The organism is Variovorax sp. F042 (genome assembly GCF_057814215.1).
Genome location: NZ_JBVASX010000016.1, coordinates 83,420 through 106,857 on the forward strand (window position 1 = coordinate 83,420; position 23,438 = coordinate 106,857).

Annotated in this window: 12 protein-coding genes; 5 read left to right on the plus strand and 7 right to left on the minus strand. The window is 69.6% G+C overall.

Going from position 1 to position 23,438, the window contains the following annotated elements; genetic code table 11:
• A complete protein-coding gene (locus tag ACZYSP_RS31200) occupies positions 1-657 on the minus strand; it encodes a hypothetical protein (RefSeq protein WP_093058581.1) in 657 nt (218 codons plus the stop codon).
• 265 nt (positions 658-922) lie between these two features.
• Here ACZYSP_RS31200 and ACZYSP_RS31205 point away from each other — a divergent pair, with 265 nt between their 5' ends.
• Positions 923-2,872 (plus strand): glycoside hydrolase family 15 protein, encoded by a 1,950-nt coding sequence (locus ACZYSP_RS31205; protein WP_489018331.1) that lies wholly within the window; start codon positions 923-925, stop codon positions 2,870-2,872.
• Here ACZYSP_RS31205 and ACZYSP_RS31210 read toward each other — a convergent pair.
• Genes ACZYSP_RS31210 through ACZYSP_RS31225 form a run of 4 tightly spaced genes read right to left on the minus strand, consistent with a single transcriptional unit; the run spans position 2,838 to position 5,461 of the window.
• On the minus strand, positions 2,838-3,176 hold the full coding sequence (locus tag ACZYSP_RS31210) for a putative antibiotic biosynthesis monooxygenase (RefSeq protein ID WP_489018333.1): 339 nt from the start codon (positions 3,174-3,176) through the stop codon (positions 2,838-2,840). The genes ACZYSP_RS31205 and ACZYSP_RS31210 overlap by 35 nt on opposite strands.
• A 47-nt stretch (positions 3,177-3,223) precedes the next feature.
• Positions 3,224-4,123, minus strand: coding sequence for an NAD(P)-dependent oxidoreductase (locus ACZYSP_RS31215; RefSeq protein WP_489018335.1), 900 nt, complete (start codon positions 4,121-4,123; stop codon positions 3,224-3,226).
• A complete protein-coding gene (locus ACZYSP_RS31220; protein ID WP_489018337.1) occupies positions 4,120-4,677 on the minus strand; it encodes a gluconokinase in 558 nt (185 codons plus the stop codon). Before ACZYSP_RS31220 ends, ACZYSP_RS31215 begins: the two co-directional genes overlap by 4 nt.
• Positions 4,678-4,681: 4 nt before the next feature.
• Positions 4,682-5,461 carry an SDR family oxidoreductase gene (locus ACZYSP_RS31225; protein WP_177192792.1) on the minus strand — a complete coding sequence of 260 codons (780 nt, stop codon included), beginning with the start codon at positions 5,459-5,461 and terminating at the stop codon, positions 4,682-4,684.
• Between the two features lie 133 nt (positions 5,462-5,594).
• On the opposite strand from ACZYSP_RS31225, the gene ACZYSP_RS31230 reads away from it, so the two are divergent.
• Positions 5,595-6,548: a 2-hydroxyacid dehydrogenase gene (locus ACZYSP_RS31230; RefSeq protein WP_489018339.1), complete on the plus strand. Its 954-nt coding sequence runs from the start codon at positions 5,595-5,597 to the stop codon at positions 6,546-6,548.
• A 19-nt stretch (positions 6,549-6,567) separates the two neighbouring features.
• A complete protein-coding gene (locus tag ACZYSP_RS31235; protein ID WP_093058588.1) occupies positions 6,568-7,641 on the plus strand; it encodes an L-idonate 5-dehydrogenase in 1,074 nt (357 codons plus the stop codon).
• A 26-nt stretch (positions 7,642-7,667) separates the two neighbouring features.
• On the opposite strand, the gene ACZYSP_RS31240 is transcribed toward ACZYSP_RS31235, so the two are convergent.
• Together ACZYSP_RS31240 and ACZYSP_RS31245 are read right to left on the minus strand one after the other, a co-directional pair.
• Positions 7,668-9,995: a sensor histidine kinase gene (locus ACZYSP_RS31240; RefSeq protein WP_489018342.1), complete on the minus strand. Its 2,328-nt coding sequence runs from the start codon at positions 9,993-9,995 to the stop codon at positions 7,668-7,670.
• An 18-nt stretch (positions 9,996-10,013) separates the two neighbouring features.
• Positions 10,014-10,865: a helix-turn-helix domain-containing protein gene (locus tag ACZYSP_RS31245; RefSeq protein WP_489018344.1), complete on the minus strand. Its 852-nt coding sequence runs from the start codon at positions 10,863-10,865 to the stop codon at positions 10,014-10,016.
• A gap of 224 nt (positions 10,866-11,089) precedes the next feature.
• Here ACZYSP_RS31245 and ACZYSP_RS31250 point away from each other — a divergent pair, with 224 nt between their 5' ends.
• The gene (locus ACZYSP_RS31250) at positions 11,090-19,165 is read left to right on the plus strand and encodes an SdrD B-like domain-containing protein (RefSeq protein ID WP_489018346.1); all 8,076 of its coding nucleotides are present in this window, start codon (positions 11,090-11,092) and stop codon (positions 19,163-19,165) included.
• Positions 19,162-23,436 (plus strand): OmpA family protein, encoded by a 4,275-nt coding sequence (locus ACZYSP_RS31255; protein ID WP_489018348.1) that lies wholly within the window; start codon positions 19,162-19,164, stop codon positions 23,434-23,436. The genes ACZYSP_RS31250 and ACZYSP_RS31255 overlap by 4 nt, the downstream gene beginning before the upstream one ends.
• Positions 23,437-23,438 lie beyond the last annotated feature (2 nt).

The window sequence follows — 23,438 nt, forward strand, 5'->3', positions numbered from 1 at the left end:
TCAGAAAGTCGCATCGAGCACCTGCGAGGGGATGAGGCCGTTGAGCGTCACATTGTTCGTGAGTGGATCGAACAGTTGCGGTTGCAGAACGTACTTCCAGGCGCCGTTCCTGTAGTACAGGAAGTTGAAGGCGTTCGGCAGCGGAATATGCTGGTTGGCGTGGCCGTAGTCGTCGAAGCCGATGTACGAGATCACTTCCTGCCCTTGCGTCTGGATCATCTGATTGATGTTGGCTTGCCCGGGGTGCTGGTGGTGATACACCCTGATCAGATGCGCACCGAGCGGCGAGTTCGTCACCATCAGGGCGCAGCCATTCATGGCGGCGGTGAAGACGAACCTGTGCTGCGGGTTGTGTCGAGGTACGTCGACGAATCCGGGCATCACGTTGCCCTGGATGAAAGGACACCAATACGCCGAGATCGGCTGATCCTGATGGAGGACATTTCCCACCGGCCTCAAGGTGACCTGGAGGGCTTGCGCGGTGCCCTGCAGATCGAACGAGCCCATCTTGGCCGTGTTGAGTACCAGGACCTGCATGGCGAAAGCTGGATTCTGCTGCGCCTGCGCGTTCTGCATGAACCACGAAACGCCGTTGATCGCGCGAAGCTGCGCGTACGCAACGGGATCGGCTCGGAAGAGTTGGTTGTGTCCGTTCACGTGTGATGTCTATTTGCGTTGGAATGGGAGGGGCAAAGTAGAGCGCTGCACCATGGGGCCCAAGCGGCGACCTGTGCCGTTTCATCTTCACGAGCCGCTTGTCATTTCGTGCGCGGCTGATGGTAGGAGCGCGACGGTGCGAAGGCCATCCCCAGGAACAAGTAGATGGGTGCCTTATTTGTCATGCGCCATTAGGCGTTGTCCGTCAGCAATCCGCGCCCGCCGCTGGCGTGCCACGCCCGCGCGCACGGCAAAGCTCGGCCTCTTGCCAAAGACTCCCAAGCAACCCTCCTCACGGCTTCACGCCGACCGCCCGAACCGCCCCATTGGCGACTACGCGCTCATCGGCTCGACCCACAGCGCGGCCCTGGTGCATTGCGGTGGCGATATCGAGTGGCTGTGCCTGCCGCGCTTCGATTCGGCCGCGATGTTCGCCAGCCTGCTCGGCGACGAGCGCAACGGCCATTGGACGATGCGCGCCAAAGACCGCAAGGCGCGCGTCACGCGGCGCTATCTGCCCGGCACCGTGGTGCTCGAGACCACGATCCGCACGGCCAAGGGGACGGCCATCGTCACCGACTTCATGCCGCGCCCGGCGCTTGACGGCACGCACGAGGTCGTGCGCATCGTGCAGGGCGTGCGCGGCATGGTCGCCATGCACACCGAGTTCCGCATCCGTTTCAACTACGGCGGGTGGTGCCCGTGGATGGAGCGGCGCGACGGCGCGGTGTTTGCCACGGCCGGACCGGACTCGGTGCGCATCAGCTCCGGCGTGCCGCTGACCAACGAGAACTTCGCGAGCTTTGCCGACTTCACCGTGTCCGCGGGGCAGGCCATCGCATTCAGCCTCGACTGGTTTCCCTCGCACCTGAAGCCGCCGGTGACGCGCGATGCCAGCGCGCTGCTGGCGCGCACCGTCGCCGAATGGAGCGCGTGGACCGGCCGCTGCGGCTACCACGGCGAGTTTCGCGAGCCGGTGATGCGCTCGCTGCTCACGCTCAAGGCGCTCACCTACGAGCCCACCGGCGGCATCGTCGCCGCGCCGAGCACCTCGCTGCCCGAACTGCCGGGCGGCGAACGCAACTGGGACTACCGCTTCTGCTGGCTGCGCGACGCGGCGCTCACGCTCTACGCGCTGATCGGTTCGGGCTATGTCGAGGAAGCCAGCGCCTGGCGCTGGTGGCTGATGCGAGCGGTGGGCGGCTCGCCCGAAGAGCTGCAGGTGATGTACGGCCTGCACGGCGAACGCTCGCTCACCGAGCTCGAACTCGGCTGGCTGCCGGGCTACGAAGACAGCCGCCCGGTGCGCATCGGCAACGGCGCGCACGGGCAGCGCCAGCTCGATGTGTACGGCTCGGTCATCGCGGCCTTTCATGCGGCGCGCAAGGCCGGGCTGGCGGACATGGACAAGGTGTGGCCGCTGGAGCGCGCCATCGCGAAGCACCTGATGGTGCTGTGGAAGGAACCCGACTGCAGCCTGTGGGAAGTGCGCGGCGAGCCGCGCCACTTCGTGCATTCCAAGATCATGTGCTGGCTGGCCTTCGACCGGGTGATCGCGAGCGCGACGGAGTATGGGCTCGAAGGCCCTGTCGAGCGCTGGCGCGAGGTGCGCGACGAGATCCACGCCGAGGTCTGCGCCCGCGGCTACGACGCCGCGAGCAATTCATTCGTGCAGTACTACGGCGCAGACACGGTGGATGCGGCGCTGCTGTGGATGCCGCTGATCGGCTTTCTGCCGATCCATGATGCGCGGGTGCAGGGCACCATCGCGCGCATCGAGAAGGAGCTGATCTTCAACGGGTTGGTGTACCGCTATCGCACAGAGAAAGGCGTGGACGGCCTCGAAGGCGGGGAGGGCGCGTTTCTCGCGTGCAGCTTCTGGCTGTCGAACGTGTACGTGGCCATGGGCAAGCTGCGCAAGGCGCGAGCCCTCTTCAAGCGCCTGCTGGCGCTGGGCAACGACCTGGGCCTGTTCGCCGAGGAATACGACCCGGTGGCGCAGCGGCAGCTCGGCAATTTTCCGCAGGCGTTTTCGCATATCGGACTGATCAACAGCGCGCATGCGCTGGTGTCGGCGGCCGGTGGCGTATGGGAGCTGGCGGACCTCGATGGCAAGGCGGCATCGAAGAAGACGGCGCCGAAGAGAGCGGCGCCGAAGAGGACGGCAAGAAAGACGCCGCTCAGGCGGCCGGCAGCGCGAACTCCTCGGCGCTGAACACCGTGTGGAAGACCGTGCCGTCGAACATCTCGAACAGCTTCTTCGAGACCTCGCGGCTTTCATGGCGAACGGGTGAGTCGAGTGCGCGGGCGATGTCCTCGCGACTCGCATAGCGGATCGACAGCACCATCGCCAGTTCGGGGTCGCTCACATCGCTTTCGAGCTGGCGCAGCACGCGCACTTCGAGCGCACCGGGGAAGCGGGTCCACAGCGGCACGAGTTTTTCGTGCACGTGGCGGTCGAAGGCTTCTTCCATGCCGGCCTTGACCCGGCCCCTGAAAAACGCGCAGCGGATGAACATGGTGTCTCTTCTTTCCTGGGTGAAAGCCGTGTGTGGCGGGAGGCGCTTCAGCCGCGCCCGTAGCCGTCGAACTGCCGCATCATGGCCGCCGTGTCTTCGGCGCCGAGCCCGGCCGCGACGAAGGCTCGGTGCAGCTCCGAGACGGCGCCCGCCAGCGGCATCGGAAGGCGCTGGCCTTGCGAGAAGGCCTGCACCGCTTCGAGGTCCTTGAGCATGTTGTCGATGCGGCCGGTAGGCGTGTAGTCGCGCGCGGCCATCTTGGGGCCGAACTCGCGCAGGATCTGGCTGTCGGCGCGGCCGCCGGCCAGTGCGGCGGGCAGCTTCGATGCATCGACGCCACCGGCTTCGGCCAGCCGCACCGCCTCGGCCACGGCCTGAAAGCCGATGGCGCAGAGCAGCTGGTTGACGAGCTTGGTGGTCTGGCCCGCGCCGCTGTCGCCCATGTGGGTGTAGTTGGCGCACAGGCTGTTCATCACGGCGCGTGCGCGCTGCACGTCGCCGGCGCTGCCGCCTGCCATCACCGTGAGTTGCCCGAGCAGGGCCTTAGGCGCGCCGCCGGAAAGCGGCGCATCGACGAAGCCCATGCCCGTGCGCTCGCGCAGCGACTGTGCGAGCCGGCGCGTGGAGGGTGGGTCGATGGACGACATGTCGATCAGCAGCCGCTTCGCATCGTCAGGTGCGGCGGCGGCGATGCCGGCCTCGCCGAAGATCGCGCGTTCCACCACCGCCGCAGAGTTGAGGCTGGTGATGACGAAGTCGCTGGCTGCCGCTGCCGCTTGCGCGGTGTCGGCCGCTTGTGCGCCTTGTGCTGCCAGCGCGGCCACCTTGGCCGCATCGAGGTCGAACACGTTCACCCGGTGGCCGCATTCGAGCAGCCGGCGCGCGATGGCCGAGCCCATGATGCCCACGCCGATCACGGCCACGCGCTGGCTGGATGCTGCTGTCATGCAGAGACTTTCATGGAAGCATCCTTCGAGCGTTGAACGAGCCGTGCGCCGATGTCGGCCACGATCTGCTGCACGGGCACGGCGATGTCGGCGTGCAGCACGTCGGGTTCGCCCGCGTCGGGCCTCTCCAGCGTCTTCAGCTGGCTGTCGAGCAGCGCCGGCGGCATGTAGTGCCCGGTGCGTTGTTCCATTCGCTGCCGCACCAGCGCGGGCGACCCGTCGAGAAACACGAACTGCAACTCGGGCGACGCGGCGCGCAGCCGGTCGCGGTAGGCGCGCCGCAGGGCGGAGCAGGCCACCACCACGCCACGCGGCGCGGCCGTGCGGTCGGCGAGGCTGGCGCCCACGCGGTCGAGCCAGGGCCAGCGGTCTTCGTCGGAGAGCGGCAGGCCGGCGCGCATGCGCGCCACGGCCTCGGGCACGTGCAGGTCATCGGCATCGACCCACGGCACGCCCAGCGTCTGCGCCAACCCGGCGGCCACGCTGCTCTTGCCGGTGCCCGACACGCCCATTACCACCACGCTCAGGCGCTGCGGCTGCTCTGGATGCTGCACGGTGCTACAGGCTCGAGGTGATGCCGCCATCCACATACAGGATGTGGCCGTTGACGAAGCTCGACGCATCCGAGGCCAGGAAGATGGCCGCGCCGCCGAGCTCTTCCACGTCGCCCCAGCGGCCGGCGGGCGTGCGGCCCGAGAGCCACGCCGTGAAGGCTTCGTCGGCCACCAGTGCCTGAGTGAGTTCGGTCTTGAAGTAGCCCGGCCCGAGGCCGTTGACCTGGATGCCGTACTTGCCGAGGTCGATCGCCATGCCCTTGGTGAGCATCTTCACCGCGCCCTTGGTGGCAGCGTAGGGCGCGATGCCCGGGCGGCCCAGCTCGCTTTGCACCGAGCACACGTTGATGATCTTGCCGCGCTTGCGCTCGATCATGCGTTGCGCGACGAAGCGGCCGACCAGGAAAACGCTGTCGATGTTGGTGGTGGTGATCTTGTGCCACGCGTCGATCGGGAATTCGGCGAACGCACCGCGGTGCTGCATGCCGGCGTTGTTCACAAGGATGTCGATGGCGCCGATGTCGGCCTCGATGGCGGCCACGCCGGCTTCCACCGCTGCGGCGTCGGTCACGTCGAAGGCCATGGCCTCGGCCGCGATGCCCTTGGCGCGCAAGGCGTCGCGGGCGGCGTTGAGCGATGCGGCATCGCGTGCATTGAGAACCACGCGCGCGCCGGCGTTGCCGAGCGCGGCCGCCAGCGCAAAGCCGATGCCTTTGCTGGAGCCGGTGACAAGGGCGGTGCGCCCGGAAAGATCGAAGAGTTTCAAAGGAGGCTCCGAGTACATGGCTGACGGCATAAGTTACCGGTATCTTTTGAGATCGTCAACCGGTAAAACCTCCGCTGGCATTATTTTCTTTCATCAATTAAAGTTACCGGTATCTTATTGAGTCGCAACCGCTATCCGAGGAGACACCCGCTTGACCGCTACCGCTACATCCCCGCACGTGCTGATGCCAGGCACCTACCCGGAATGGGACATGGCGCCGATGCGGGCGGCCTACACGCTGCATCGCCTCTGGGAAGCGCCGGACCGGCAGGCCTTCATTGCCGAGCACGCGCCGAACATTCGCGCGGTCGCAACGCGCGGCGAGCTGGGTGCCAACGCCGAACTGATCGCCGCGCTGCCTGCGCTGGAGCTGATCGCCTGCTACGGCGTGGGCACCGACGGCATCGACCTTGCCGCCTGCCGCGCGCGCAGCATCCGCGTGACCAACACACCCGACGTGCTCAACGGCGACGTGGCCGACCTCGCCGTGGGGCTCACGCTGGCGGTGCAGCGGCGCATTCCGGCGGGCGATGCTTTCGTGCGCAGCGGTGCGTGGGCCGGTGGCGGCATGCCGTTGACCACCCGAGTCTTCGGCCAGCGCATCGGCATCGCGGGCTTCGGCCGCATCGGCAGCACCATCGCGCGGCGGCTCTCGGGCTTCGACGTGGAGCTGGGTTACTTCAGCCGCACGCCGAAGGCCGACAGCCCGCACCGCCACTTCGCCAGCCTGAGCGCGATGGCCGACTGGTGCGACGTGCTCATCGTCATCCTGCCCGGCGGCGAGGCCACCCGCGGCATCGTCAATGCCGGGGTGCTGCAGGCGCTGGGCCCCAGGGGCTGGCTCGTGAATGTGTCGCGCGGCACCACCGTCGACGAAGGCGCGCTGCTGCAGGCGCTGGAGGCGCGCGGCATTGCCGGCGCGGCGCTGGACGTGTTCCTCAACGAGCCGCGCATCGACCCGCGCTTTGCCGCGCTCGACAACGTGGTGCTGCATCCGCACCATGGCAGCGGCACCGAACAGACGCGCCGCGCCATGGGCGAACTGGTGCGCCGCAACCTCGAGGCCCACTTCACGGGCCAGCCTCTCATTACTCCCGTGCCCTGACTGGCCGAAGGAAAGAATCATGCGTTTGCGTTGTATGTGCCTCGTGATCCACGCCCCCGACGACCTGCGTCTGGACGAACAGGACGCCGGCGAGATCGGTCCCGGCCAGGTGCTGGTGAAGGTCGGCATGGGCGGCATCTGCGGCTCCGACCTGCATTACTTTCACAACGGCGGCTTCGGCACCGTGCGCATCAAGGAGCCGATGGTGCTGGGCCACGAAGTGGCCGGCACCGTGGTGGCGGTGGCGCCCGGCGTCGAGAGCGTGCGCATCGGCGACAAGGTGGCCATCAACCCGAGCCGCCCCTGCGGCGCATGCAAGTTCTGCCTCGAGGGCCTGCCCAACCAGTGCCTCGACATGCGCTTCTACGGCAGCGCCATGCGCACGCCGCACGTGCAGGGCGCGTTCCGCAACATGCTGCTGTGCGAGGCCACGCAGTGCGTGAAGGTGGCCGAGCACGTGCCGCTGCGCCTGGCCGCGCTGGCCGAGCCGTTCTCGGTGGGGCTGCACGGCGTGTCGCGCGCCGGGCCGTTGCTGGGCAAGCGTGTGCTGGTATCGGGCTGCGGACCCATCGGCGTGCTGGCCATCGCGGCGGCGCGCGCGCATGGCGCGGCAGAGATCACCGCCACCGATGTGGTCGACGAGCCGCTGGCCATCGCGCGTGCCATGGGCGCCGACAACGTCATCAACGTCGCGCAGGACAAGACCTGGGTGTCGCGTTATTCAGCCGACAAGGGCACCTTCGACGTGATGCTCGAATGCTCCGGCAACGAGCGCGCACTGCGCGACGGGCTGGAGGTGATGCGCCCGCGCGGCGTGGTCGTGCAACTGGGCCTGGGCGGCGACGTGAGCATTCCGCAGAACATGGTGGTGGCGAAAGAGCTCAGCATCTGCGGCTCGTTCCGCTTCCACGCGGAGTTCGCGCTCGCGGTGCGGCTCATCAACGAAGGGCGCGTGGACCTGTCGCCCGTGGTGACGCACACCTTCCCGATGCTGCAGGCGCGGCAGGCCTTCGAGCTGGCGAGCGACCGTCAGAAGGCGATGAAGGTGCTGATCGACTTCGCGGACGTGGGCGCGGAGGCCGTCGCGGCCTGACGGGTTTTCCGCAGACGCCCGCAGCGTCATTGGCTCGCGTTAGGCGTTGCGCGCGCCAGCAGGCGGATGTGTTCGAAGTCCAGCATGTCCAGCGCATGCCGCACCGCGTCGACCAGCGCCGAGTGGCGCGCGTCGGCCGCGAGCCGGTCGGCCCATTCGTGCAGGTCGCTCCAACGGCCGTCGCGCGCGAGCGTTTCGAGTTCGTCGCGCACCGATGCGGGAAGCGGCGCGATCGCGGGCACCGGTGGACGTCTCACCCTGTGGCCCGGTACGGGCACGGGCGGTGCATGGCGCGGCTGCTGCGGCTGCTGTGACTTGGTGGCCAGGGGCAGCAACTCTTTCGGCGCGTCCTTCACGATCACCGAGAAGTGCACACGCGTTCCCAGGTTGCGGTGGCTCTCCAGCAGCAGGCGCCCGCCCATGTGCTGCACGATGCGCCGCGCGATCGCCAGCCCCAGTCCGTGGCCGTTGGCGCTGGGCGCGCCCTGCGCGATGGCCTGGACGATGCGCGCCTGCTCTTCCTTGTCGATGCCGATGCCGCTGTCCCACACGTCGAACCTGAGCCGCCACGAGTCCGCGCGCGGCCGGGCCTGCACGCGCAGGCCGATCTTGCCGTCGCGCGTGAACTTCGCGGCGTTCGACAGCAAGTTCAGCAGCAGTTGCTGGAAGCGCTTGCTGTCGATGTACACCGCGACCGGCAGTGCGCCCAGCACCTCCAGCTCGAACCGGTTGTGCTGCCGCTGCGCGAGCGTGTCTGCGTACTGCGCGATGTCGTCGATCAGCGCGCGCAGGTGCACCGGCCGGGGCTCGAAGGCGAAGGGCAGCAGCTCGCTCTTCGCGTAGTCGAGCAGGTCGTCGATCAGCGCGAGCTGGTAGGCCACGCTGCGCTCGATGGCCTGCAGCCGCTCGGGCGGCGGCGAGCTGTCGCCATGCAGCAGGCGCGCGTTGCCGATGATGGTCGACAGCGGTGCGCGCAGGTCGTGGCTGATGTAGGCCAGCAGCTGCGTCTGCTCGCGCGCCTGGTGCTCGGCCTGCTCCAGCGCCGCGTTCAGCGCGTGCGTCTTGCGCTTCACTTCTTCCTGCAGCCGTTGCTGTTCCTCGGCCTGCCAGTGCACCAGCGTGCGCTGCGCGACGCGCTGCTGCCGCGACAGGTGGTGCGCCCACGCCGCCAGCGCCACCAGGCCGACCAGCATGCCCGGGAAGCCCAGCGCATAGGCGTCGAAGCCGGGGATCGTGTGCGCCGGCATCGCGAGTTCGGTGAGCCGCAGGCACACGCCGACGGCGACGATGCTCATCACCGGAAAGGCCAGCCGCCCGCCCGGCCCCGCGCGCCGCATGTAGATGAAGGTGCCGACGGTCAATGCGAGAACCACCACCGGCGCGCTCAGCGTGCCGGCCAGCGCGAAGGGCGCGTACGGCCCCAGCAGCGTGCCCAGCACCACGACGCATTGCCCTGCCGCGAGCACCGCGAAGAGCGACAGTCCGGGCGCGCGCACCGGGCTGCGCCGCGATACCGCGTACAGGTAGAACATCAGCGAGAGCACGCAGCAGCCCGCGGTGACGCCGGCCGCGCGGTAGCTCCATTCGAGGCTGTCGGGCCACAGCGCCAGCCGTGCATGGCCGCGGTAGGCGCCCTCGTAGAGCGCCACGAGCGCGAAGCCCAGGCTCTGCAGCGCCGTTGCCAGGTCGCGCGAGATGAACCACAGCGCCAGCGAATACACGGAGAGCACCAGCAGCCCGCCGATCAGCAGGCCGTCGAGCAGTGCATGGCCGCTTTCTGCTTCGCGCCAGGCGTCGGCCGAATACAGCGCCGGCGCGAGCTTGACGCTGCTGTTCGTCTGAACCCGCACCAGCACGCGAGCCTGCTCGCCGGGCTGCAGGTCGAGGGCCAGCGTCGGCACGCGCTCGCGGTCCCGTCCGGTGCGTGATCGCACCGACACGCCGGCTTGCTCATGTGTCCACGTGGCCCAGCCCGCCAGCTCGCGGCGCGCATGGAAATCAACGTGCTGCAGCCACGTGGCGTCGAGCACCAGCCGAAGCGGCTGTATCGCGCCGGTGTCGTTCACCAGCGTGAGCCGCAGCCAGAAGGCCGAACGCGAAAAGCCCGGCCGCATGCGCGCTGCGTTGCCGGGCTGGAAGCCGCCGGGCACGCCGCTTTCCAGGGCATCGATTTCGTCGAGCGACAGCCGCGTGCTGGTGTCCTCGAACACCTCGGCGCGCGTGTCGAGCGCCACCGGCCAGCGGGTCGCGTCGTCGACGTGAAGCACGCCTGCATGCGCCGCGGACGACCCCGCCAGCCAGAAGGCGCAGCACAGCAGCAACGTGCGGATGCCGCGCAGGGCCGGGGTGGTCACCGCCTTCTCAACGCCGCATCAGGCCGACGGCACCGATGGCGGAGAGGTCGAGGCGGCAGGCGCCTGGCGAAACGCCGTGGGCGTGCGGCCGAAGCGCTCGCGGAACGCGGTCGAGAAGTTGGCCGCGCTGGAGAAGCCCACGGCCAGCGCGACTTCTTCCACGCTGAGCGCCGACTCCGCGAGCAGTCGCTGCGCCTCGGCGAGGCGCGCCTCGCGTGCGAACTCGAACACCGTGCGGCCCGTCTGTTCGCGGAACACGCGCGACAGCCGCTTTTCGTGCGTGCCCACGCGCGCCGCCAACTCGGGCAGGGTGGGCACGTTCGCCAGGTCGGCGCGCACCAGGCGCTCGACGGCCTGCGCGAGCACGCGGTCGGTGTGGTCGGCGCCCGGGGTGTCGGTGCCGCGTTCCCGTTTCGCGTTTTCCACTGCGCTCTCGGCCTGCGCGATGCAGGCCTGCGCCTGCTGCCGGCTGCTTGACAGCGCAAGGTGCACGGCCACGCGCGCCAGCACTTCCGCAGGCTCGAAGGGCTTCAGGATGTAGTCGACCGCGCCTTCGCGCAGGCCGGTGAGCCGCTCTTGCACCGAGCTCGACGAGGTCACGAAGATCACCGGGATGCGTGTCGTCGCGCGGTCGGCCTTCAGCAGCCGGCAGGTCGCGAAGCCGTCGGTGGCGCCCATGCGCACGTCCAGCAGTATCAGGTCGGGCTGCAGCGCCGTGGCCCTGCGGTAGCCCTCCAGCGCGTTGAACGCCAGGCTGATGCGGTGCCCGGCTTCGCGCAGTACTCCCAGCAGCAACTGCAGTTCTTCGACGTTGTCGTCGATGACGAGGATGTGCGCGCGCCGGGGTGGCGTGGTCGACCAGTAAGACATGGACGTCGAGCGTAGGAGTGCGTCGCCGAAACGCTGTGTGATTTAGTTCACATTATGTTGCATTCGTAAACAAATGTCATTAACAGCAAAGCTTTTGTCCTGAATGCCAAAAGTGCACCGGTGAGTGGGGTCCAAGAATCGCGCCCTTTCCGGAGCACCCCGCCGCATCGAGCGGCGACAAAAGAAACGGTGCCCGGTCCATCAGAGCAATCACGAGGGACGGGATGTTCAGGACCCCAACGAATCTGTCGCACGCGTCGGCGCGTCGCGACGTGCCTTCCAACGCCGCGCGCTTGCGCCGCTGCCTGACGCGCGTGGCCGCGCCTCTGGCGGGGCTGCTGTTCGCCGCGGCCGCGCATGCCGTGCCGCAGGTGTCGAGCCTGGTTCATTCGCCCGACATCCTTCCCGCCGGCGGCACGGTGACCAGCACCATCACCATCGCCGAGACCGACAGCCTGCCGATCGGTGCGCCGGGCGCCTCCTTCACCTACACGATCCCCGCGAACACCATCTACATGGGCACCGGCGCGGTTCCTGTGGGCAGCTGCTCGTCCGGCGTCGCGGTGGGCGCAGCCGGCCCGGGCACGCTGACCTGCTCGGGCATCACGTTGGGTGCGAACGAGTTGCGCGATTTCCAGGTACTGCTGCGCACCACCGTCCAGGGCACGCTGAGCGTCACCGCCGCGATCAGCGGGGGCAGCTCGAGCGAAACCAAGATCATCACGGTGAACCAGGGCGCCGACGTGTCGGTGGCCATCAGCGCACCGGCCACCGCGCCGAGCGGCAGCACGGTGCCGATCGTCTTCACGCTCACCAACAACGGCCCCGACACCAGCTCGGGCTCGACGCTGACCTATTCCATTCCCACGGGGTTGTCGGTCTCGGGCTCCGGCCTGCCCTCAGGCTGCTCGATCAGCGGCAGCCTGCTGACCTGCAACGTGCCGGCCACGCCGGCCACGCCGGCCACCCCGGGCAGCAACACGCGCACCTTCACCGTCAACGGCGTGGTCACCGCGGGCGCGGGCTCCACCATCACGCACCAGCCGGCCGTGGTGTCGGCGGGTTCGATCGGCGATGGCGTTTCTACCAACAACAGCGCCACCGCCAACACCACCGTGACGGCGGGCTACGTGCTCGCGCTCGCCAAGAGCCATGACGGCGGCCAGCTGCTGGTGGGGCAGCGCTTCAACTTCCGGCTGAGCCCGAGCTTCAGCGGCACCGCTCCCACGGGCGTCACGCTGAGCGACACGCTGCCGGCCAACTTCACGATCCAGCCGTTCTCCGCGGGCGGCGGCTGGACCTGCTCGGTCGCCGGCCAGACGGTCAGCTGCACGCGCACCGACATCGGCGGCACCGGCGGCGCCAACGTGGCGCTCGGCGACATCCTCATCCCTGTGATCGCCTCGTCTGCCGGCACCGGCGTCGTCAACCAGGCCACCGTGAGCGCGACCGGGCCCATCGCCAACTCCGCCACGGGCAGCGTGCCCGCCGACGTGGCGGTCTCCGCCACCGACTTCCGCGCCGACAAGCGACGCGGCTGGCCGCAGAACAACGTGCCGCTGGGCCAGGCCTTCGATTACCAGGTCGGCAGCACCAACCTCGGCAGCACGCGCCTGCTGGCGGGCAGCACCATCCAGCTGGTGGACGACCTGCCGGCCGGCGTGCAGATCAACAGCGTCACGCAGCGCGACGGCTACACCTGCACGGTGACCCAGGGCGGCACCACCGTCGTCCCGACGCCCGCCACGCCGGTGCCCGGCCCCGCGACCGTGACCTGCACGCGCACGCTCGCCGCCGACATCGATGTCGACCTGTCGAACAGTGCCAGCGCGCGCAACGGCGGCTACATCATCGTGAACGCCACCATCCCGGCGCTGCCGTCGGGCGGCGGCCAGATCGTCAACAGGATGTGCGTGAACGTGGCGTTGCCCGCGAGCGCGCCCACGCTCGGCACCGACCCGGACGCCAACACCGGCAACGACTGCGTGAACCTCGGCACCGGCGTGGACGACGTCGCCACCGCCGCTGACGTGAAAGTGCTCAAGCGCGTGGTGGGCATCGGCGACAGCGCCGGCAACCGCCAGATCGCGGGCCAGCCCGTCACGTGGGAAATCGAGGTGGTCAACACCGGGCCTTCCGAAGCGCAGAACGTGGTCGTCACCGACGCCTTCGCGCAGGTGATCGGCGCCGGCAACGTCACGCAGACCGCCAACGGCGGCACCTTCGCCGGCACCTGCGCGCTGCCGGCCAACGGAGGCGGCTTCGGCCAGGCATCGCTGTCCAACTGCACGCTGTCGACCCTGCCGGTCTGCCGCGCGAGCACCGACGCCGTCAGCGCGCTGCCGCTGTGTCCGGTGATACGCGTCGTTGCGTCGCACTACGGCGACGGCCGCTCGGCCACCGACCACGGCTTCGAGATCAACAACACGGCGAACGCGCTGGCGGTCACGCCGGCCGATCCGAACCTGGCCAACAACGACGGCAGCACCATTGCCTACCTCGTGGCGCGCAGCGACGTGACGGTCACCAAGTCGGCCAGCCCGGCCTCGGTGCCGGTCGGCCAGCTGCTCACTTACACACTGACCGTCGTCAACCGGAACGTACCGGACAGCCTGAGCCGTGCACACGCCGTGAGCGTGACCGACACGTTGCCGGCCAACCTGATGTTCCTCACGGCCGTCGCCTCCGGCGGAGGCACTTGCGGTACGACACCGGTCACCACGCAGCCCACGGGCACCGGCACCACCAACAACCAACTCGTGTGCAGCTGGAGCTCGCTCAACCGCAACGTGCAGCAGACCGTCACGGTGCGCGTGCGGCCGCTGTACGCGCTCAACGGCACCGCGGTGACCAACGGCGCGCACGTTGCCACCGACACGCCCGAGCTGCTCACCACCAACAACGACGCCGCCGTGCCCGCGACCGTCACCGCGCCGGTGTACGACCTGGTCGTGACCAAGCGCGACGACGCCGACCCGGTGAACGTGGGCGACGACGTGGGCTACACCATCACCGTGTCGAACAACAGCGCGTCGACGGCGGAAGACGTGCGCCTGATCGACACGCTGCCGCTGCCCGGCCCAGGCGGCGAGACACCGCCCACGCTGGTGTCGGTGAGTATTCCGTCGAATGCCCCGACGGGAACCAGCTTCGCGCTGGCCGGCGGCGCAGCCATCGGCTCGGCCGGCGGGCAGATCGTGTTCACCATCCCGACGCTGGGCGGCACGGGCCCCACGTCCACCGGCGAGCTCAGTTCGCTGCAGTTCCGAGTGGTGCTCAGGGGCACGTCGCGCGGCACTTTCCAGAACAACGCGAAGGTCGACTTCTTCGACGCCACGCGCAATGCCTTCGACACCGTGCAGGGCAACAACGCGGTGGCAGAGAACACCACCTTCCGCTTCAAGGCCGACGTGCAGGTGGTCTCCAAGGCCGCCGTCACGACCGGCACCGCCACGCCGCTGGCCACCGTGTCGTCGGCCCAGACCTTCGACTGGCTCGTGCAGCTGCGCAACAACGGCCCCGACAGCGCAGAGACCACCAGCTTCACCGACACGCTGCCCGCGCCGCTGGTGCTGACGGGCACGCCGGTGTTCACCGTCACGAGCGGCGCCTTCACGCCCGCCGCGCCCACCTGCACCGGCGTTGCCGGCGGCACGGCCGTGAGTTGCGCCATCACCTCGATGCCGGCCAACGGCACGGCCACCGTGCGCATTCCGGTGCGCTTCAGCGGCGCCGCGCCAGCCAACGGCACCGTGCTCACGAACCGCGCGCACATCGTCACTACCGGCTCGGGCGACACCAACGGCGGTGCCGATCCGGACGCCGGCAACAACTTCAACGACGGCCAGATCACGGTGCAGAACAGCGCGCTGTCCGGCCGCGTGTACGAAGACCTGAACGGCAACGGCCTGATCGACAGCGGCGAGCCCGGCATCGCCGGCGTGACCATGCGCCTGAGCGGCACCGACAGCTCGGGCAACGCGGTCGTCATGACCACCACCACCGACGCCAACGGCAACTGGGGCTTCACCGTGCCCGCGGGCACCTACAGCGTGGTGGAAGACCAGCCAGCGGCCTACCAGCCCGGCATCACGCGCGCGGGCACCGTCAGCGGCGTGGGCAGCACGGTAGGCACGGTCCCGCCCGGCACCAGCAACGGCCCGAACGGCTCCAATGCCAACCGCATCGACAACATCGTGCTCGGCACGGGCGGCGCTTCCACGGCCAACAACTTCGGCGAGGTACGCGCATCCAGCCTGGCCGGCCGCGTCTACCAGGACGCCGACTACAACAACGCCGCCAGCGCGGGCGACCCCGGCATCGCTGGCGTGACCGTCACGCTCACCGGCACCGACATGTTCGGCAACCCGGTGTCGCTGACAACCACCACGGCCGCAACCACCGGCAACTATGCCTTCAACAACCTCACGCCCGGCAACTACACGCTGACTGAAACACAGCCCGCAGCCTTCGCCGACGGCAGCGACGCGGCCGGCACCGCCGGCGGCACCGCGGGCAACGACGTGGTGAACGCGATCGCGTTGCGCTCCAACGTCACGGGTACCGGCTACGACTTCGGCGAGCTGCTCACCCGCATCACGACGCGGGTGTTCGTCGACGCCAACAACGACGGCGTGCCGCAGGCCGGCGACACCGGCATCCCGAACGTCGAGCTGCGCCTCACGGGCACCGACGCCGCGGGCAACGCGGTGAACATCCTGGCCGTGCCCACCGGCACGGTCGGCAGCTACGAGTTCCGCAACGTGCCCCCGTCGGGCGCGGGCGGCTACACCATCACCGAGACGCAGCCGGCCAACTACGCGCCGGGCAAGGCCAACAACAACGGCCAACCCGGCACGCCGCAAGGCGGCGGCAACGTCATCAGCGGCGTGACCGTCTCGGGCACCAGCGTGCCGACCACGCAGGGCGAATACTGGTTCGGCGAGCTGCTGCCCGGCGGCATCTCGGGCCGCGTGTACTACGACCGCGACGGCAGCGGCGCGCAGGGCGCGCCGGCCACCGAGCCGGGCCTGGCGGGCGTGACGATCACGCTCACGGGCACCGACGTCAACGGCCAGACGGTGTCGCGCACCACCACCACCGACGCCAGCGGCGACTACAGCTTTCCGAACCTCGCGCCCGGCAGCTACACCGTGACCGAGACGCGGCCCACGGGCTACCTGCCCGGCATCACGCGCGCCGGCAACGTCAGCGGCGCGGGCAGCACGCCCGGCGCAGTGCCGACCGGCGGCACCGGCGTGACCAACGGCCCCAACGGCTCGACGGCCAACGTCATCCAGAACATCGTGCTTGGCGCCGCGGGCTCGGGCTCGGCCGGCAACAACTTCTCGGCGGTGAAGCCCGCGAGCCTCTCGGGCTACGTGTACGCCGACGTGGCGCCGTCCAACGGCACCAAGGACAGCGGCGAGCCCGGCATCGCCGGCACCACCGTGCGCGTCACCGGCACCGACTTCCAGGGCAACGCCGTCGATCGCACGGTGCAGACCGCTGCCGACGGCCGCTACCTGGTCGACGCGCTGACGCCCGGCACCTACCAGATCGACGAGACGCAACCCGCCGGCGTGGCCGACGGCCCCGAGTCGCTCGGCACTGTTGGCGGCGCTGCGCGCGGCACCGTCAACCCCGGCGGCACCAACGACCGCTTCGGCGGCCTCGCACTGGTCTCGGAAGACGTGGGCATCGACTACAACTTCGGCGAGCGCGGCGGCCAGATCGCCGGCTGGGTGTACGTCGACACCAACAACGACGGCGTTCGCCAGCCCACCGAGGTCGGCATTCCCGGCGTGACGCTCACGCTCACCGGCCGCTCGGCCAGCGGCCTGGCGGTGAACGCCACCGTGGTCACCGACGCCAGCGGCCGCTACGTCTTCACCGGCCTGCTGCCGGCCGACGCGGCGGGCTACACCATCCGCGAGACGCAGCCCGTGACGTATGCCGACGGCCTCGACGCCGTGGGCACGCTCGAGGGCGCGGCCAGCGGCACGCTGGGCAACGACGTCATCGGCGCCATCGCGTACCGCGGCGGCAACGGCGACAACTACAACTTCGGCGAACGCGGCGCATCGCTGGCGGGCACCGTCTACAACGACGCCAACCGCAACGGCACGCGCGAGCCGCAGGACTTGCCGATCCCGGGCGTGACCATCACGCTCACCGGCACCGATGCCGCGGGCCAGCCGGTGACGCGCACCGCCGTCACCGACGCCAACGGCCGCTACGAACTGCCCGGCCTGCCGTTGCCCGGCAGCGGCGGCTACACCGTCACCGAGACGCAGCCCACCGGCTACGACGAAGGCATTGCCGTGCCCGGCACGCTGGGCGGCACCGCGCAGGGACCGAACCAGATCCGCGTGAACTTCACCGGCCTGGACGCCCACGGCACCGGCTACGACTTCAACGAGCACAGCAACCAGCCCGCCTCGCTCACCGGCACCGTGTGGTTCGACCAGAACCACAACCGCACCCGCGAGTCGGGCGAAGGCCAGGGCGAAGGCTGGACGGTCGAGCTGCTGCGCTGCGCCGACGGCGGCAACGCCTGCGCGGAAACCGCGGCCACCGTGCTCTACACCGTGACCACGAGCGCCAACGGCAGCTACCGCTTCGGCGACCTCGTGCCCGGCGAATACCGCGTGCGCTTCCGCGCGCCCGACGGCCGCGTCGTGGGCGGCGTGTGGCCGACCGATGCGTCGCAGAACGGCGCGAGCGGCCCGTATCCCACGCCCGCCGCGAGCGATCCGCGCTTCACCATCAAGGTGCGCGTGAACGCAGGCGCCAACGTGCAGAAGCAAGACCTGCCGTACGACCCGGGCGGCGTGGTGTACGACAGCGTCAGCGGCACGCCGGTGCCGGGCGCCGTGGTGCGCCTGGTCGGCCCGCCCGGCTTCGACCCCGCGCAGCACCTGCTGGACGGGCGCGACACCTACACGACCGGCCCCAACGGCTACTACGACTTCTTCCTGCTGCCGGGCGCACCGGCCGGCGACTACCGCCTGGCCATCACGCCGCCGGGCGCCTACCTGCCGTCGTCGATGTACCCGGCCGCGGCCGGTGCGCTGGGCACGCAGTCGTGCGCGGCGCCCGCCAACGGCCCGGCACCCGCGCAGACCAACCCCTGCGTGGTGAGCCCCGGCGCGGCGCTGGTCACCGGCGCGGGCTACTACCTGATGTTCAAGATGCCGGGCGGCGGCGGCCAGCACGTGGTGGCCAACAACATCCCGCTCGACCCGTCGGACGCCACGCTCATCGAGCTGCGCAAGACGACATCGAAGCTCACCGTGAAGAAGGGCGAGCTGCTGCCTTACCGCATCACGGCGCGCAACACGCGCGGCAACCCCGTGCCGGGCGTGGCCGTGGTCGACACGCTGCCGCCGGGCTTCCGCTACATCCAGGGCTCGCTCACCGTGCGCACCATGCCCGGCGGCGTGGCGCTGCCGGTGGTGCCGCAGATCAACGGCCGCCAGGTCGTGGTGCCCGGCCAGAACTTCGCGCCCAACGAGACCAAGGAATACCTGATGGTCGCGGGCGTGGGGGTCGGCATGGGCGAGGGCGAGTTCGTCAACCAGGTCGTCGCACTGCAGGGCGTGGGCGGCCGCACGCTGTCGAACCTTGCCACGGCCACCGTGCGCGTGGTACCCGATGCGCTGTTCGACTGCACCGACGTGATCGGCAAGGTCTACGACGACAAGAACGCCAACGGTTACCAGGACGACGGCGAACCGGGCCTTGCCAACGTGCGCATCGCAACGGTCAACGGCGTGCTGGCCACCACCGACGCCGAAGGCCGCTACCACATCGCCTGCGCCGCCATTCCGAAGGAAGGCACCGGCAGCAACCTGGTGCTCAAGCTCGACGAGCGCACGCTGCCTTCGGGCTATCGCACCACCAGCGAGAACCCGGCGGCCGAGCGCGCCACGCGCGGCAAGGTGCTGAAGATCAACTTCGGCGCCACCGTGCACCGCGTGGTGCGCCTCGCGCTGCAGGGCGCGGCCTTCGAAGACGGCAACAGCGCGCTGCGCGCCGGCTTCGCGGGTGAGCTAGACCGCACGGTGAACGTGCTCGCCGAAAAGACGGCAGTGCTGCGGCTGGCCTACAAGGCCGCTCCGGGCGAGCCCGCATCGCTGGGCCGCCAGCGCACCGACGCGGTGAAGGCCGCGGTGCTCGCGCGCTGGAAGCAGCTCGGCGAACAACGCGCCGGGCGCAACGAGCCGCCGCTTTTCAACCTGGACATCGAGGTCGAGCTGGTGCCTGCCACCGCCGCCTCGGACGAGGCGAAGCCATGACCCGCCCACAGACACCGAACCCGATCCAGCGAGCCGACATGAGAAGAAGAAAGACGCTTCCGAAGCGCATGGCCCTTGCAGGCGCCGTGACCGCCGCCTGCCTGAGCATGGGGCTGGCCGCCGCACAGGAGACCGCGGTGCGCGGCCGCATGCTCGACCAGGCCACGGCCGACCCGCGCGCCGTGGACATCGACGGCGCGCGCCGCCTGCCGCGCAGCAGCGAGCGCGAGCTGCCCAAGGCCACCTTCGTGCTCGGCGATGCGGTCGAGCCCCGCGCGGCGACGGCCGCCGTGGCCGCATCGCCCGCCGAACGCAGCAACGCCAGCACGCCGCATTTCGATTCCGGCGCAGACGGCCTGCTGCCCGCCGACCGCGCGCAGCTCGACCGCATCGCCGACCAGGTGAAGGGCCGTGACGGCCTGCGCTTCGAGATCGTCGGCCACACCGACACGCAGCCCCTGAGTGCGAAGTCGCGCGAGCGCTTTGCCGACAACCACGCGCTGGGCCTGGCCCGCGCGCAGCAGGCCGGTCGCTACCTCACGCAGCGCCTGGGCCTGCCGGAAGCCGCGGCCTCCGCCACGTCGCGCGGCCCCGATGCACCCGTGGCCACGCCTGCAACTGACCCCGCCAACTGGGCCGCCAACCGGCGCGTGGAAGTGCGCGTGTACTGGCGCGATGCTGTCGTTGCGCCGGCACCCGCACCAGCCGACCCCGGCGTGTGCCGCACCTTCACCGCCTTCGGCACCGACGACGCACCGCTGCGCCTGAGCGTGGACGGCCAGTTGCTGTCCGCAGACGGCAAGCTCCCGTCCGCCGAAGGTACGACGAGTGCCGACCGCCAGCGTTGCGTCGACGTGCAGCTCGAGCGCAACCAACTGCGCCTGCAGTACGACAACCTCTCGCAGCCGCGCCGCCTGAGCGCCAGCGCATGGCCCACCACTGTGGTGGCGGGCGACACCGTGCGCTTCGCCGGCTACAGCAACTACCTGCTGTTCACCAGCAAGGCAGAGCTGCGCGTGTTCACCGCCAACGACGTGATGCAGCGCCGCCTGGTCGCAACCGTGCCGCTGGACGCCGCATTGCGCGGCGAATGGCAGGTGCCCGATGGCCTGCTGAACCGCCTCGCCGAAGGCGCGAGCGGCAAGCTGTACTACCGCGTGCGCGTGTACGACCGCCAGGGCCGCTTCGACGAAACCGACGACCTCTCGCTCACGCTGGCCCAGCGCCACAAGCCCGAGACCGGCACGCCGCCCGACCCGGTGCGCGAGCTGCTGCGCGGCTATGGCCAGAACAACATCGCCATCGCCAACATTCCGTTGAGCGCCGGCACCGTTACCGCCAGCGGCGCGGCCATTCGCCCCGGCGAGAGCGTGCGCGCGCTCGGCTTTGCGGTGCCGGTGGACGAGAGCGGCCGCTTCGTGTTCCAGCAACTGGTGCCGCGCCGCGTGCAGACCGGCGAGATCGCCGTTACCGACGCTCAGGGCGCCACGCGTGCCTACCGCCGCGACTTCGAACTGCCCGCGAGTGACTGGTTCTTCGTGGGCCAGGCCGACCTCACCGTGGGCAGCAACAGCGTGAGCGGCCCGGCCGCGATCATGACCAACGACAAGAACCGCTACGGCGGTGGCGGCTGGAGCGAAGGTCGCATTGCCGGCTATGCGAAGGGCCAGCTCAACGACCGCTGGACGCTCACGGCCAGCGTCGACACCGAAGAGCGCCCGCTGAAGGAGCTGTTCCGCAACCTCGACCGCAAGGACCCGACCTCGCTGTTCCGCCGCTTCGACCCCGAGGATTCGTGGAGCACCTTCGGCGATGACTCCACCACCATCGAGGACGCGCCCACGCAGGGCCGCTTCTACCTGCGCGTGGACGACGGCCGCTCGCAGGCCATGTGGGGCAACTTCAAGCTCAACTTCGGCGACACCGAACTCACCCGCGTGAGCCGCGGCCTCTACGGCTTTCATGGCCGCTATCTGGGCGAGGAGTCGACCGCCTTCGGCGAGGCGCGCCTGAAGGTCGACGCCTTCGCGGCCGAGCCCGGCACGCTGGCTGCGCGCGAGGAATTCCGCGGCACCGGCGGATCGCTCTACTACCTGCGCAACCAGGACATTACGCGCGGCGCCGAGCGCGTGACGCTGGAAATCCGTGACAAGGACTCCGGCTTCGTGCTCAAGCGCACGCAGCTCGTGCCGAGTTCCGACTACGAGATCGACTACCTGCAGGGCCGCGTGCTGCTGTCGGCGCCGCTGCCCAGCCTGTCGGACGACGGCTCGCTGGTGCGCGCCGGCGGCTTCACCGGCATGCCGACCTACCTGGTGGTGGACTACGAATACACGCCGCTGACTTCCTCGCTCGACACGCTCGCCGTGGGCGGCCGCGTGTCGTGGTGGGCCAACGACCACGTGGGCGTGGGCGTGACGGCGTCGCGGCAGGACCAGATCGGCGGCGACCAGCGCCTGGCCGGCACCGACATCACGCTGCGCAAGACCGAAAACACCTACTTCAAGGGCGAGTTCGCGCGCAGCAAGGGCCCGGGCACCAGCCAGCTCGACTCGCTGGACGGCGGCTTCAGCTTCACGGGGCGCAACGGTGCCGTCGGCAACACGCTGGGCAACGGACCCACCGGCAACGCAAACGCATGGCGCCTCGAAGGCCAGGCCGACCTGGGCGACTTCGACATCCGCGGCGGCGGGCGCGTGAGCGCCTATGCGCAGTCGCGCGACGCGGGCTTCTCGGCACCGGGCCAGTACGCGAGCAACGCCACGCGCCAGACCGGCGTGCAGGCCACCGTGCCCTTCGGCGAGAAGGGCCAGAGCGGCGCAGGCGAGCTGCGCCTGAAGGCCGACCGCCGCGACGAGCGCGACGGCTACAACAGCAGCGTGCTCGACGCGCAGTACGCCCTGACCCTGTCGCCCGAGTGGAAGCTCGGCCTCGGCCTGCGCTACGACGACAAGACCGGCGACGCGCTCATCACCAGCCCGTCGCTGCCGACCACGCAGGCGGTGTCGGGCGAGCGCGCCGACGCGGCCGTGCAGCTCGAATACACCGGCAGCGACCGCTGGAGCGCCTACGGCTTCGCGCAGAAGACGCTGCGGCGCACCGGCACGCGGCTGGAGAACGACCGGCTGGGCTTCGGCGGGCGCTACCGCGTCAACGACAAGCTCGCGCTGCGCGGCGAGGTCTCCACCGGCGACGGCGGGCTGGCCGGCAAGGCCGGCGTCGACTACCAGTACGACGACCGCTCCAACCTCTACATGACCTACGTGGCCGACACCGGCCGCACCGACGAGAACCTCATCGGCCGCGGCGGCAGCCTTGTGACAGGCGTGCGCTCCCGCGTGGGCGACGGCCTCACCATGTTCACCGAGCATCGCCAGGCCACCGGCACGCAGCCGGGCCTCACGCATGCCTACGGCGTGCAGTACGCGCCCGACACGCGCTGGACCTTCGGCGTCAACTTCGAGAACGGCTGGATCGGCGCCGAGACCCTGGGCGCCACGCGCCGCGAGGCCGTGGCCTTCACCACCGGCTATTCGAGCGAGCGCATGAAGTACAGCGGCGGCCTCGAATACCGCAAGGACCGCACCACGGCCGAGACGCGCACCAGTTGGCTGGTGAAGAACTCCTTCAGCTGGAAGGTGGACGACGACGCGCGCTGGGTCGGCAAGTTCAACTGGGCCGACAGCGACAGCACCACCGGTACGCTGGCCGCCGCCAAGTACACCGAAGCCATGCTCGGCTACGCGCTGCGCCCGGCGCTGAACGACCGGCTGAACCTGCTCTTCAAGTACACCTACCTGTACGACCTGTCGTCTCCGGGCCAGGTGGTGTCCGGCGGGGTCGACTCGAGCCTGGGCACCGTGTCGACCACCGGCATCGACTACCAGCAGCGCAGCCACGTGTTCGCGATCGATGCCACCTACGACATCGATCCGCGCTGGACCCTCGGCGGCAAGTACGCCTGGCGCCGCGGCGAACTGCGCGCGAGCCGCGACAACTCGTCGCCGTGGTTCAAGAGCTCGGCCGAACTCGCCGTGCTGCGCGTCGACTGGAAGCTGGTGCGCAACTGGGACTGGATGCTCGAGTGGCGCACGCTGCGCGCCAAGGAACTCAAGGACCGCAAGAGCGGCTGGGTCACCGCCGCCTACTACCACGTCAACGAGAACCTGAAGGTGGGCGTGGGCTACAACTTCACCGACTACTCAGACAACCTCACCGACATGAGCTACCGCAGCAAGGGGTGGTTCCTGAACGTGCTCGGCAAGTTCTGACG

Excerpts from the sequence above, each read along its gene's own strand:
- ACZYSP_RS31215 (WP_489018335.1), bottom strand. The coding sequence starts at position 4,123 with ATGACAGCAGCATCCAGCCAGCGCGTGGCCGTGATCGGCGTGGGCATC.
- ACZYSP_RS31255 (WP_489018348.1), top strand. The coding sequence starts at position 19,162 with ATGACCCGCCCACAGACACCGAACCCGATCCAGCGAGCCGACATGAGA.
- ACZYSP_RS31225 (WP_177192792.1), bottom strand. The coding sequence starts at position 5,461 with ATGTACTCGGAGCCTCCTTTGAAACTCTTCGATCTTTCCGGGCGCACC.
- ACZYSP_RS31250 (WP_489018346.1), top strand. The coding sequence starts at position 11,090 with ATGTTCAGGACCCCAACGAATCTGTCGCACGCGTCGGCGCGTCGCGAC.
- ACZYSP_RS31210 (WP_489018333.1), bottom strand. The coding sequence starts at position 3,176 with ATGTTCATCCGCTGCGCGTTTTTCAGGGGCCGGGTCAAGGCCGGCATG.
- ACZYSP_RS31245 (WP_489018344.1), bottom strand. The coding sequence starts at position 10,865 with ATGTCTTACTGGTCGACCACGCCACCCCGGCGCGCGCACATCCTCGTC.
- ACZYSP_RS31235 (WP_093058588.1), top strand. The coding sequence starts at position 6,568 with ATGCGTTTGCGTTGTATGTGCCTCGTGATCCACGCCCCCGACGACCTG.